This window comes from Pedobacter sp. R20-19 (assembly GCF_000708265.2).
GTDB lineage: Bacteria > Bacteroidota > Bacteroidia > Sphingobacteriales > Sphingobacteriaceae > Pedobacter.
The window spans coordinates 60,522-73,855 of record NZ_JCKI01000003.1; the positions used below are offsets into that span (position 1 = coordinate 60,522).

Below are 13,334 nucleotides of genomic sequence, written 5' to 3' on the forward strand. Positions count from 1 at the left end.
GCTGATTATCAGAAAGATATACTTTATTTTTTTTATAATAAACAATAAACCTCATAGATTTTAAAATCTATGAGGTTTGAAAGCAGGTTATTTTTAAGCTTATTTCTTCACCTTAAACAATTTAAAATCCTGTTTGTAGGTTAAGAAGAATGAATGATTAAATTGCAACTGTTTATCAGTATGATCCAAATCGATGTGTGGCTCAAAACGAACATCCAGATATAAATGTGGAATTAATTCCTTTTGATAGGCATAACGTAACGAAACGATATTTCTTCCGCTTTGCTTTAAACCGTTGGTATATAAGTTACTGGAAACGGATTCATATAAAGGCATACCCTTAATTGAAATAAAGTTATTTCCTTTCCAATAAGATGCTACTAAGCTACCCCATTTACTTTCTACACCAGCATTTAGCCACAATCCGAAACCGCCTTCATAAGCTCTTCTTTTAGTGGGAGAGAAATCCTTATATACTGCAATATAGTTATCCGTATAAACTTGCTTGATATTCGTATTGATATCTTTATGCAGCTTTAAACCTGTTGCACCGTTAAATACGGTACTAATAGGAATTTCTTTTAACACATCTATTTGTCCACCTTGATGAAAAGCTAAGAACTGGGCTGGAATACTCAGTTTCCAATCATCGGTTTTCAGTAAAAAAGTTTCGGTAGATAAACCACCAATAATTTCTTCCTTTGCAGCTTCTCCAGTGTAAATCATTTTCTGCCAGGCAATCCAGGCATCTAAACTAAATTTCTTTCTCTCTACCAGTAACTGCGTTCCGTATTCAATTGGTGTAGTAATTGTCCTTTCGAAATCGTAAAGTGGCTCTATATATTTATGCTGAATCCCTCCTTCTAAACTTCCAAAAACCAAGGTTAAATTTCTTTTATGATATTTTAAGCTAAATAAAGGCTTTGCATCTGTTACACCATTGCGCCCAAAATCTTTTCTAATAAATGCCCCTGCCGTGATAGCCAGATTAGGATGTGCGTAATAAACAATCTGCGGTTGCAACTGGGTGCCGTAAAGGGTATAACCATCATGAAAATCGTTGGTGTATTCGTAGTTCCGAACGTAGTTTAAATTATAAAAGTTAAAATGAACCTCATTAGTTAAACTGCTATCAGGACGGATTTTGTTTTCAAAAGCCGATTGATTGAACTGTGCGGATGCGAAATAGGATATAAATGAAAAAGTTAAGAAGAGTAAGGCCTTTTTCAAACCTGTGTTTGTAAACATGTGCTTGGATTTTATCGCTCAAATTTAGGATAGTTTTTGTAATGCAGAAGTAGTTAAAGTATTAATATAATTTATTTTACTTTAGACAGATTAGATTATTGATAATAAATATTTTTTTCTATTATTGATAGAAAATATGACGAAGTTAGAATTTGTTGATTGCCATCGGCTACCGGAGAGATCATTTTTTTTTAAGGGAAAACAGTTTCCACTATGTGCCAGATGTACTGGGATATATGTTGGCTATGCTATTTTTATACCTATTATATTTTTTATAAAAATAAATATATTTTTTGCCCTACTTGCTATTATGCCCACTACAATAGATGGACTAACTCAGGCTTACTGTAATCGGGAAAGCAATAACATACTTAGATTTATAACAGGAATATTTGCAGGCTTAGGCTTGGCTGGGATAAGTGATTTTATAGCCTATTATATTGTTGTATCTTTTAAATTTTTATATCATTTATTATAATAATCCCTATCTAAAATTAAAAACATCATGTCAGAAAACGATCCATTTAACACTCAAAAAGACCCACAGTTTAATCCTTTTAATAACCAGTCTAATGAAGATCTAAGTACAGGAATGAAAATCCTTTCATTCTGTATCCCTTTAGCAGGTGCTATTATTTACTTCGTCAAAAAAGATACCGAACCTGTAGCTGCGAAATCAGCCTGTAACCTGGCGTTAATAGGTTTTGGAATTGGAATAGTACTTAATATAATTAGCTATATTGTAAGAGGCTAATATATTTAAATGAACTTTCTTCAAGCTTAGGTCTTAAGAAAGTTTATTTACTTTTTAATCTATAATTTTTATAGAGCTTAACCGCAATCATAATTGCCATTGCCACGCCCATAATGCCAATTAAACCATAAATCCAGTTGATTGCGCTTTTAAGGATAACCACAAATACAATTGCAATCATAAAAATGGTTGCCAATTCCCGCCACAAGCGCAACTGAAAACTGGTCATTTTAAATTGATTATTTTTAAGCTGCTTAACAATATTCTGGCAGATGAAGTGGTATATCAGTAAACCAATTACAAAGCCGAGTTTAACATGCATCCATGACATTTGTAATAGCATTGGATGTAATGTTAGCATTGAGATACCTGCCACAACAGAAATAATCATTGCCGGAGCGCAAATGATCTTCCACAGCGTAGCCTCCATTTTGGTAAACTGCTGGAGGAGAATACTCTTTTCAGGTTCTGGCTTTTCATTTGCCTCGGTATGGTAAATAAAAAGACTTAAAATATAGAACAAACCGGCCATCCAGCTGATTACAAACACAATGTGTACAGCAACGAAATAGTAATAATAGGGTTGTAGGGTTTCTATCATTCAATTTTACTTAAAATATAAGTATCTACCCAATTTGGAACATTGAGAACTTCAAGGTTTAAAACTCCTTCTTTAATATGCCCAACAAAGTCGTGTTTTAACCCTGAATTATCCCAAAGGTAAGTTTCATCTACTTTTTTCAACATATCAATTAATAAATCCATTGTCAAAAAGTAACGCGTCTCAATTTTTTCTGCTCCAACCAAATGACCTCCTTTCAAAACTCTATCCTTTACTCGTTCTAAGTTCATCCTTGGCGTCTCTGTGCCTATAAAATAAAGGTAAACCTTATAATTATTACGATGAGCAAAATCTATAAGGTCTAATTTTGAAGGATGTGAAAATACAGTTTCGAAGCTGAATGATTTTTTATTTCTGATTAATGTATATCGAATAAAATCTGCAATGATGGCAAAATGATAGGAGTTATAAATTGTTGAATGTGCAATATTTTTAACAACAACATTTTCTCTGACGGCTAAATTCCAACTTTCTGTGTTGAATCCAGCTTTTATGAAAAGTCCACTCTGAAAACAAAACGATGCAAAATCTTCATTGGTTGTATCAATTTCAAAATCAGATAAGTTGAGGAAATTTTTCTTCTGAAATTCTTCCTCCAATAAGTCTGCATTAACAAAAATCTGGGTAGAAAAATAGTTTGATTTTATAGAATCAAACAAAGTAGTTTTACCAGAACCATTTGGTCCGGCAAAAATCCTTAATTTAGGCTGTTTAGGCATTAAAAAATCTTAATTCTCTTTTCAGTAATTCTTCTTCTTTTAAAATTACCTTCTGCTACCTTAACTGAATCTCCGTTATTAAATGTTCTGTAAACTCCATCTACTTTAACTTCAGTTCTGCCTAGATTTAATGCATCAACAACCCTCAAAACATCTTTCATCTTCTTATTAACTGCTTTTATTAATTGTTTAATTGGCAGCTTATCCTCATCATTTAAAGATTTAACAGTCATATTTTTGAGTTATGTAGCTAATATACAAAAATCAAATGATTCAATTAATATCTAAATTCCTTTACCACCTCAATCGCATATTTTACATTATCAAAAGGAATGTCTGGCATGATACCATGACCTAAGTTGAAGATAAATCCTTCTGTACCACGCATGCGTTCAAATAATTTATGAATTTGTGCTTTAATCACTGATTGATCTGCATATAAAATATGTGGATCTAAATTTCCCTGAACCGCAATACCTGCGGGCAAAGCATTCTTAATATTCAATAAATCTGCGTTCCAATCTACTGAAATCACATCAGGCTTAGCCTCTGCCATAATTGGTGCAAAGACAGAACTCCCTTTACAAAAAGAAATTACAGGAATATCTTTTCTATTTAAGTTAGCAATAATTTCCTGAATGTAACGATGCGAAAACTCCTGATAATCGTTCCAAGACAATGCAAGCGCCCAGCTGTCGAAAATCTGAACGGCATTAACACCCGCAGCAATCTGTAGGTTCAGATAATCAGCCGTTACTTTAGCAATCTTCGCTAAAAGCTTATGTGCCAATTCTGGTTGGTTATGTATAAAAAGCTTTGTTAATTTAAAATCTTTAGAAGAACCACCTTCAATTAGGTAACTCATTACTGTAAATGGTGCACCTGCGAAACCAATTAAAGGAATATTTCCGTCTAACCGTTGTTGAATCACCTTAATTGCGTTGGCAACATATTGCAATTCATCTAAACAATCTACATTGAGGTTTTCAATATCTTGTGCATTACGTACCGGGTTTGCAAATTTTGGACCTATGCCTTGAGTAAAGCTTAAATCCCCACCCATTGCCTCACCAGTTACTAAAATATCACAGAATAAAATCGCTGCATCAATACCTAATAAATCCACAGGCAACATGGTTACATCTGCCGCAATTTCAGGGGTTTTACACATCTCTAAAAAAGAGTATTTGTTTTTGATCTCCCAATATTGTGGCATAAAACGACCTGCCTGACGCATCATCCATACTGGTGGGCGTTCTGTCTGTTTTGAAAATGCAGCGTCTAAAAATAAATTATTCTTCATGATTTCTAGTTGGTGTTCCAATAACCGTCATGCTGAATTCATTTCAGCATCTTTCTCTATAATTAGATCCAGAACTAAATTCTGGATGACGAATGGAAAAAAAATTTAATGTGCAAATCTATAAATAAAAAAAAAACGAAGTACCTTTTTATTCCTAAACTGGTTCTTCGTTATTCAAAATGACAATATTTATATTATAATTTACTGATTTCCTTTTCTATCTTAATAATAATATCCTTTGAGCGTGCTGATTCTGCCAACTCCTTCGCTAATTTTGTATATGCTTCTGCTTTTTCTTTATCCTTTTTTCTTAAGGCCAGATTAGCCAAATGGATTAAAACATAACCTTTTTGGTTTTTACCACCAACCGGAAAACGACTGGCCAGCTGAAAATGATACTCAGCCTTTTCGTAATCTTCTTCCTTCAAAGCCATATTGCCTTGCATAAATTCATAATAACCTCTGCGGTTTCTAGATAATCTTTCTGGATTAGGTACTTCAGCTAACATTAGTTTAGCTTTCACAAAATCATTATTTTTAAAATATTTAGAAGCCATCAATACGGAACTATGCCTGAAGTGACTCCAAATCACAAAGAGACAAAGAAAACCAGCGACTGCTGCCAGCTCATATTGAGTATAAAAAACGCAAACTAATGTAGCCAGCAAGAAAACAGCCATCAGTGCATACCTGCCGAGACTGTTATACATTAATGTATATCGGTAAATTTATAACCTACGCCACGAATTGAATGAAAATAAACTGGATTCTTTTGGTCTGGTTCAAAATACTTACGGAACGTTAAGATAAAATTATCTATTGTTCTGGTTGATGGATAAACATCATAATTCCAAACGGTTTCTAAAATCTGCTCACGAGAAACGGCATCATTTTTACGCTCAATTAAAAGCTTTAATAACATGGTTTCTTTTTTGGTTAATGGCGTAATGGTACCATCATCATTTTTCAATTCGAAAGAATTAAAATAGATCGTTTTATCACCGATTTTATAAGAGTTTAATTCTTTTAAATCATCCGATTTTAAGCTGCGTTTAACTAAAATACCCACACGAAGAATTAATTCTTCTAAGTTGAATGGTTTAACCAAATAATCATCAGCACCTTTTTTCAAACCTAAAACACGATCTTCTGAAGTGTTTTTAGCCGTTAGAAACATAATCGGAACTTCTGCATTTTCTAAACGAATAGTTTCACAAACCTGGAAACCATCCATTTCAGGAAGCATAACATCTAATACGATAAGATTAAAGCGCTCCTCTTTAAAAACTTTAAGAGCAGTTTTGCCATCTTTAACGGCGTGAACTTTATAACCCTCCAGCTCGAGGTTTAATTTGATAGCATCTAACAAGTGATCCTCGTCTTCTACCAATAGAATTCTTAATTTTTGTGACATAATTGAGATTAACTAAATGTTACTTCAAAAATACTTCCTTGAGGCAGATTGTCTTTTACTGTAATATCTGCATCATGGTATTGTAAAACCTCTTTCACAATAAACAAGCCTAAACCTGTTCCTTTCGCTTTCCTGACATTCTCATTACCAACTCGGTAAAACTTATCAAATATCAACATTTTTTCGGCATCTGAAATGCCTGGGCCTTTATCGGTAACACTTAATCTTAAATGGCCATCCACCTTATCTAAAGCCACATTTATCTCATCACAAGGACTTGAATATTTAACTGCATTTTCAATCAAATTCGTCACGACTGACGATAAGGCAAACTTGTCACCCACAATCTGCAAATTTGGCTGAATTTGCGCATTAATCAGCTGTTCATTACCGCAAGAGTGCACTTGCAACCTGTCTGTAATTTTATAAACCAATTCAGAGAAATTAAACTCTTCTTTTGGAAAGCTGTATGAACGATTTTCAATTTTAGTAGCCAAAAGCATGTTTTCAACCAAATCATCTAACCGCTCAATATCCTTTAATGAATTATTCAATAAAGAAACCTGACGAGCCTTATCCAGATCTCTTTTAACAATGGTTTGGATAGAAAGTTTTATTGCGGCAAGTGGTGATTTTAATTCATGTGTAATGGACATCAAAAAATTCTGTTGTTGCTCTCTTAATTTGTCCTCACGTTTTAATGATTGATGCAGAAAATAGCCACCAATGCATAGCAAGAAAAGAAAAACAGAACCCTCTCCCATAATCATCGTCATGCGACTAGGCTGCAGACGCACCACCAAAGTTCCCCATGAAATGAGCTGAATTAATGCGTACAGCAGTAATGCGTAAAAAATGATAATGGATTTCTTCATAACCGAGCCCTAATGGACTTAATTTATAGTTAATTTTAAGATACCTATAAGATTTTAAAAATCTTATAGGTATTTATATTTATTTCTTGAACACCAAATCCAGCGCTTCAAAGATCGCTCTTTTTGCTTTCTCTAATTCTATTTTAGTGTGTGCTGCAGATACGAAACCAACCTCATAACCTGATGGGCCTAAATAAATTCCTCTATTAAGCAATTCACGGTGCATAATCTTAAATTTATCCATGCTTCCAGCATCAATATCATCTGCTGATTGAATTTTATCTTTCTCTGTAAAGGCAAACCAAAAAATAGAACCTACCGTGAACACTTTAAATTTATAATTTCTGGCTGTAGCAAATCGTTGAATGCTGGCTACAAAATCTTGTGTTTTATTATTTAAATCTTTGTAGAAACCAGATTTATTTAATTCTGTTAAAGTTGCAATACCTGCAGCCATTGCCACAGGATTGCCTGATAAAGTACCTGCCTGATAAACACCTCCATCAGGAGAAATATGACCCATAATTTCAGCAGATGCACCATACATCCCCACTGGTAAACCTCCACCGATGATTTTTCCATAAGTTACAATATCTGGTGTGATGCCATAATGCGCAGCTGCACCTTCAAAACCAACCCTGAAACCAGTGATGACTTCATCAAAAATGAGCAGAGACTTATTATCTGAACAGATTTTACGCAAGAATTTGATATATTCTTCATCCTGCATGATCAAGCCATTATTTGCCGGAATACCTTCAATAATTACAGCAGCTACCTGATCTTTAAACTGATTGAAAGCTTGTTCAATGGCATTTGTATCATTTAATGGGATTACGATTGTTTCTTCAGCAAAAGATTTTGGAACACCTGCAGATGATGTTTCACCAAAAGTAACCAAACCCGATCCTGCCTTTACTAATAATGAATCGCTATGACCGTGGTAGCAACCTTCAAATTTAATGATTTTATCTCTACCAGTAAATCCCCTGGCCAAACGAATAGCAGACATCACGGCTTCTGTACCCGAACTGGTAAAACGAATTTTTTCTACAAACCGGTTGTTTTTGATGATCAGTTCTGCGAGCTCATTTTCTAAAGCCGTTGGTGCACCAAAGCTCATTCCATTTTGCATCACTTCAGTAACTTTCTCACGAATTTTTGGATGGTTATGGCCTAAAATTAAAGGACCCCAACTTCCACAAAAATCAATAAATTGGTTACCATCTGCATCCCAGATATAACAGCCATCCCCTTTTTCAATAAAGAGTGGTGTACCATAAACCGACTTAAAAGCCCTTACCGGAGAGTTTACGCCACCAGGGAAGTACGTTTTTGATTTCTCATATAACTCCGCAGATTTTACTCTCGAAATATCTAGTTTACTTCCAGTATTGACCGGAATATCGGCCTCATTACCAGAAAACATTTTTTTTAATGAATCTAACATTTTTTTTAAGCTAAAAGCTGAAAGACTAAAGCTTAAAGCGAAGAGTAAAGTGCTAAGTAGCCACTTTACTCTTTTAGCTTTAAGCTTTCAGCTCAAATTACATCCAATCGTTATTTAAAATATCTTTAATATGATAAGTAGTAATGATGCTTGCACCAGCTCTTGCAAAGGCATGCATCGTTTCCATTACTACTTTTTGTTCGTCAATCCATCCACGCTCTGCAGCAGCTTTAACCATGGAGTATTCGCCAGATACGTTATAAACAGCAATGGGTAAATTGGTATCTTGTTTTAAACGCTGAATAATATCCAAATAAGCCAATCCGGGTTTTACCATCAGCACATCAGCACCTTCCTGTTCATCCAATTGTGCTTCACGCATTGCTTCTAGCGGATTTCTGAAATCCATTTGATAAGCTTTCCGATCTCCTTTGCTCGGTGCGCAATCTGCAGCTTCTCTAAACGGGCCATAATAAGCCGAAGCAAATTTTGTAGCATGACTCATAATAGCTGCATTTACGAAACCATTTTCATCCAGCAAATTTCGCATCGCTTCAATTCTGCCATCCATCATATCAGATGGCGCGAACATATCTGCACCAGCTTCTGCATGCGCTAAAGCCATTTTGGCAATTACATCTACAGTTTTATCATTTTGAACATAATCGTTCTCCATAATTCCGCAATGTCCATGAGTGGTATAAGAACAAACGCATACATCGGTAACCACATATAAATCATCTCCAAATTGTTTCTTCAATTCACGAACTGCAGTTGGCACCAGAGAATGATCATGATAGGCAGACTTCGCATCAGCAGATTTTTCATCACCCACACCAAAGAGCATGATTTTATTCAAGCCTTTTTTCATTTCGGCTTCCACATCCTTAATCAAAGCATCAACCGAATAATGGTTTACACCAGGCATGGCATCAATCGCATGTGTAACATTCGTTCCAGGCACCACAAAATATGGATACACAAACATATCTTTCGATAGTCGGGTTTCGGCTACCATCTCTCTCACTAACGGATTCTTTCTTAATCTTCTCGGACGATGTAACATATTATTAGTATCATTTATTTAGTATCAGGTATAAAGACATGATCATATTATTATTTTTAAATTGCCTATGTCTTTATCAGTAAGTCTCTTTTGCATTAAGATGCTGAAATGAATTCAGCATGACGACTCGTTGTAAAGGTGCAGCAAGATGCTTTGTAAATGGAAATTGCGATTTGGTATTTCTTTCGCTTTGGTCTTTCAGCTTTAAGCTCGTTATACCTTTATTTAATTTCGATTCCAAAAACGGCCTCTGCCAATCCAATTTCATCTGGCGAATATGGCAATGCATATTTTACACCCATCTCATCAAACTTTTTCCCTGTTGAATTACCAATGGCAATCACTTGTTGCCCGGGTTCTAGCAAATTATCAGCAAAATAGGCATCCACATTAGATGGGCTGGTAAAAATCAACACATCAGCATAACTTTGGTCGATGTTTTCCTCAATTACCGTTTCATAAATGGGCAAATCAATAATTTTAGCGTCAGCTGGCAAAGATTTCTGGATAGACTGCAATGAATCCTGCGCCCTCGGAAATAGAATATTTTTTCCTGAAACCAGCTTTGCAAAATCTTCAGCAACCTCGGTGATATCTCCACTTTCCCCTACAAAATCAGCAAAGTGACCAAATTTACGCAAGGCATCTTCTGAACCTCTACCTACCACACCAAATTGTGTTTTCTTGGGTAAAAGTGGTTTAAGATTAAAGAAATATTCTACACTATTCCGGCTGCTAAAGAAAATCCAATCGATATTTTTTAAAATAAACTGGTCTAAAACCGTTACAATAGGGAAAGTACGAATTAATGAGCGGCCTTCAATTTCAATATCCTTACTTTCTAATGCTTTACGAAAATAACTATGTTCACCTATTTCGCGTGAGATAAAAACTTTAGATGGTTTCTTTCTTTCTTTACTAAACTTCGCTACAATTTTTTCGGCTAAACCTTCGGTGGTATCTGCACGTAAAAATAAACGTTCTGGAAAATCATCTGCAGTTTCAGCTTTTGATGTCCACACTTCAAAGGCACCATCTTCTTCTTTACAGTAGCAGCCTAAAGGCATATGGCATCCCCCTTCAAACAAATTCAAAACTTTACGTTCTACACCAACTTCTTCAGCAGTTAAAGGATCATGCAGTGTTTGAAGTGCATCAAAAAGTTCATGATCATTCTCTCTGATTTGTATGGCTAAGGCACCCTGCGCTGGTGCCGGAACAAATTCTGTAGGAGCCAATTCTTCTACATGAAATTCGCTTACATCTAAACCCAAACGTTTAATACCAGCTTTAGCAAGCATAATGGCATCATAGTTTTCATCCCTTAATTTTTGAATACGTGTAGGTACATTTCCACGTAAATCTTCAATCTCCAAATCAGACCTTAAACCCAATAACTGGGCTTTTCTTCTATTTGATGAAGTACCCACCATGGCACCTTTTTTAAGAGAAAGTTTCTGCGATACATCTACGCAATCTTTTAAAATCAACAGATATTCAGTAGCCTCCTCGCGGGGAGGGATGGCAGCTATAGTTAAGCCAGCAGGATGATTGGTAGGCAAATCTTTAAGGCAGTGAACGGCCAGATCGATTGTACCAGCCAGGAGCTCTTCTTCCAATTCTTTGGTAAAAAAACCTTTTCCTTCTAATTTATCCAATCTCAAATTCAGGATTTTATCTCCCTGTGTTTTGATAATTTTAATATCAGCTTCTATTCCAATTGCTGCTAACTCATTTTGAATATGATTAGCCTGCCATAAAGCGAGTTCGCTACCGCGTGTTCCGATGGTTAATTTCTTCACTATAAACATTTAATGAGTAGCAAATTTAAGGTAAATACTGCTTGAATCTATAAATTGTTTAAAAATGAGACAGTGAGGTTACAGAGAAGGGAGATTGAGATGAAAGTAGTACAATTTAATCATGGTAAGAGGCCTTAGTAACAGATAGTTGTTTTTATTTATGTCAACAAGCCTTAAGAAACTGTGATTTAAAATGCTAAAATGTAAGTAAAATAAATTAGCCTGACCAGATAAGGAATATAAGAAAGTATAAGCTTTTAATCGAAGAGCAATGCATCTAAAACTTGCTCATTATTAGTAAATCTAAAAGAGATAAAGCCTAACTTAGCGTTCTTTGCGGTTAAATTAAGATTCTTTAACCAGAATTTCTTTTGCCATAATCATTGGAACGCTTATGCATTTTTTTTCCATGTAATTCATTACACGCTCTAACACTTCGCGGGAGGCTTCATCCATCTGACTAATTTCATCAGCAAACACGCCATTAAGTGCTGTGTTTTTGATTTCTTTAATCTTCCGTGGAACATCTTGCATGGCCAATTCAATCCTACGCTGCTTTAAAACCGTGAAGAACTCGGAAATGTTATTGCTTATAATTTCTTCGGCGTGAACCAATTCACTATAACGTTCCTGAATATTTTTACGGGCAACTTCTTTTAAAGATTCTACTTCAATATAATGAACCGGATTATTGTGAATAACAGCCGGAGCAACATCATTTGGAATCGCTAGATCGACAATTACCTTTTTACCTGTATCACCGTTTAGTAACTTAGCATAAAGCGCTTCGTTAATAATTGCATCAGTAGAACCTGTACAGGTAATAATCACATCAAAACCTTCGGTAAAATTTTCTAAAGCTTCTAAATGATAAGCTTTCCCATTTAATTCGCTAGCTAAAGTTTCTGCCTTTGATAGCGTACGATTAAAAATAGAAAAGTTTGAGTATTTATGTTTGTTAAGATATTTTGCAATATTCTGGTTAGTTTCACCTGCTCCAATGATTAATACACGTGAATTGCCACACATATTTAATTCTTTAAGCTTGCGATAAGCCAGAGAAACTACCGAAACCGGATTTTTTGAAATGTTGGTATGTGTATAAACCTCTTTAGCTGTTTTTACTACCCTTTCCATAATCATACGCATGTAATCGCCGGTAAAACCTGCATCACGGCAGTTTTCATAAGCTTTACGTATTTGAGCAAGGATTTCTTTTTCACCAACAACCAAACTTTCCAATGAACAAGACGTTCTTAAAAGATGATTGAAAGCTTCTTCGTTTTCGTAAACGGTAACATTATCAAGGAAACGCTCCATAAACTCCGGAGGCAACCCCATGTCCAATACAGTAAGAAACCGGGTAACAAATTCTTTATCTGTTTTCTCTTTAGTGAGAAAAACGAACTCTACACGGTTACAGGTTCCAATGTAAAAAATTTCGCTAACGGGAAGTTCAGTTTGAATATTCTTCAACCTGCTATCTAAACTTTGGTCACAAATAACTAATTTCCCTAAAGATTTCAGGTCGATGTGGTGATGCGTAAAAGCTATTACTTTTAAATATTCCAAGTGCTTCCGTTGTTAACTATTATCGGGACACAAAAGTAGCATGCATCATGCATGTCAACGTCATTCATCTGTAATTTACGTCAATTTAGAACGGTTTTAAATAAATGCATAACACTGACAATCGTAATATCTTTTTCAAAGTTCTCCTTTGGTTATATGGCCTTTTATATATCCTGGCGGGATTAATCATTTTATATCAACATCCGGCTATCTTACTATTATGCCAAAATGGTTGCCAGCTCATGAGTTTTTAATTTATCTATCAGGCGTAATGGAAATTGTTTTGGGAATAATGCTGCTTTTTTCAAGAACAAAAAAACTGGCTGCTTTATTCATTATTTTCATGTTAGTCGCATTCCTACCTTCACATATATACATGATTCAAATCGCACCCTTTCAGCTTGGCAAAATTCTAGTAACACCCCTTATCGCCTGGTTGAGATTGCCGTTTCAAATATTATTAATGGGTTGGGCCTGGTATTATTATCGAGATTGGGGCAAATGATAGA

15 protein-coding genes are annotated in these 13,334 nt (G+C 35.1%); 3 read left to right on the forward strand and 12 right to left on the reverse strand.

The features are described 5' to 3' along the window. Positions 1–99 precede the first annotated feature (99 nt). On the reverse strand, positions 100–1,248 hold the full coding sequence (locus AN34_RS07850; RefSeq protein ID WP_029284023.1) for a hypothetical protein: 1,149 nt from the start codon (positions 1,246–1,248) through the stop codon (positions 100–102). Between the two features lie 136 nt (positions 1,249–1,384). On the opposite strand from AN34_RS07850, the gene AN34_RS07855 reads away from it, so the two are divergent. Together AN34_RS07855 and AN34_RS07860 are read left to right on the forward strand one after the other, a co-directional pair. Further along, entirely contained in the window at positions 1,385–1,726 is a 342-nt protein-coding gene (locus AN34_RS07855) for a DUF2085 domain-containing protein (RefSeq protein WP_036676798.1), read from the forward strand. A gap of 27 nt (positions 1,727–1,753) precedes the next feature. After that, complete coding sequence (locus tag AN34_RS07860) at positions 1,754–2,002, forward strand: hypothetical protein (RefSeq protein WP_036676801.1); 249 nt, start codon at positions 1,754–1,756, stop codon at positions 2,000–2,002. A gap of 43 nt (positions 2,003–2,045) precedes the next feature. Here AN34_RS07860 and AN34_RS07865 read toward each other — a convergent pair whose 3' ends face one another. From AN34_RS07865 to hemA, 11 genes are all read right to left on the reverse strand, one after another. Beyond that, a complete protein-coding gene (locus tag AN34_RS07865) occupies positions 2,046–2,603 on the reverse strand; it encodes a CopD family protein (RefSeq protein WP_029284029.1) in 558 nt (185 codons plus the stop codon). After that, on the reverse strand, positions 2,600–3,343 hold the full coding sequence (locus AN34_RS07870; RefSeq protein WP_029284034.1) for a hypothetical protein: 744 nt from the start codon (positions 3,341–3,343) through the stop codon (positions 2,600–2,602). The genes AN34_RS07865 and AN34_RS07870 overlap by 4 nt, the downstream gene beginning before the upstream one ends. Continuing rightward, entirely contained in the window at positions 3,343–3,576 is a 234-nt protein-coding gene (locus AN34_RS07875) for a hypothetical protein (RefSeq protein WP_029284036.1), read from the reverse strand. The genes AN34_RS07870 and AN34_RS07875 overlap by 1 nt, the downstream gene beginning before the upstream one ends. Positions 3,577–3,620: 44 nt before the next feature. Next, the gene (gene hemE, locus AN34_RS07880) at positions 3,621–4,646 is read right to left on the reverse strand and encodes a uroporphyrinogen decarboxylase (RefSeq protein ID WP_029284038.1); all 1,026 of its coding nucleotides are present in this window, start codon (positions 4,644–4,646) and stop codon (positions 3,621–3,623) included. 194 nt (positions 4,647–4,840) lie between these two features. Further along, positions 4,841–5,356: a hypothetical protein gene (locus tag AN34_RS07885; RefSeq protein WP_029284040.1), complete on the reverse strand. Its 516-nt coding sequence runs from the start codon at positions 5,354–5,356 to the stop codon at positions 4,841–4,843. After that, positions 5,356–6,060 (reverse strand): response regulator transcription factor, encoded by a 705-nt coding sequence (locus AN34_RS07890; protein WP_029284042.1) that lies wholly within the window; start codon positions 6,058–6,060, stop codon positions 5,356–5,358. Before AN34_RS07890 ends, AN34_RS07885 begins: the two co-directional genes overlap by 1 nt. An 8-nt stretch (positions 6,061–6,068) precedes the next feature. Continuing rightward, on the reverse strand, positions 6,069–6,935 hold the full coding sequence (locus AN34_RS07895; protein ID WP_029284044.1) for a sensor histidine kinase KdpD: 867 nt from the start codon (positions 6,933–6,935) through the stop codon (positions 6,069–6,071). Positions 6,936–7,014: 79 nt separating this feature from the next. Then, positions 7,015–8,385 (reverse strand): glutamate-1-semialdehyde 2,1-aminomutase, encoded by a 1,371-nt coding sequence (gene hemL / locus AN34_RS07900; protein WP_029284046.1) that lies wholly within the window; start codon positions 8,383–8,385, stop codon positions 7,015–7,017. A 97-nt stretch (positions 8,386–8,482) separates the two neighbouring features. Beyond that, the gene (gene hemB, locus AN34_RS07905) at positions 8,483–9,451 is read right to left on the reverse strand and encodes a porphobilinogen synthase (protein WP_029284048.1); all 969 of its coding nucleotides are present in this window, start codon (positions 9,449–9,451) and stop codon (positions 8,483–8,485) included. Positions 9,452–9,672: 221 nt separating this feature from the next. Further along, positions 9,673–11,262, reverse strand: coding sequence for a hydroxymethylbilane synthase (hemC, locus tag AN34_RS07910; RefSeq protein ID WP_197285503.1), 1,590 nt, complete (start codon positions 11,260–11,262; stop codon positions 9,673–9,675). Positions 11,263–11,598: 336 nt separating this feature from the next. Next, positions 11,599–12,825, reverse strand: a complete 1,227-nt coding sequence (hemA, locus tag AN34_RS07915) for a glutamyl-tRNA reductase (protein ID WP_029284052.1) — start codon at positions 12,823–12,825, stop codon at positions 11,599–11,601. 220 nt (positions 12,826–13,045) lie between these two features. Between hemA and AN34_RS22085 the strand changes: the two genes are divergently transcribed. Further along, entirely contained in the window at positions 13,046–13,330 is a 285-nt protein-coding gene (locus AN34_RS22085; protein ID WP_051666331.1) for a DoxX family membrane protein, read from the forward strand. The last annotated feature ends 4 nt before the right edge of the window (positions 13,331–13,334 follow it).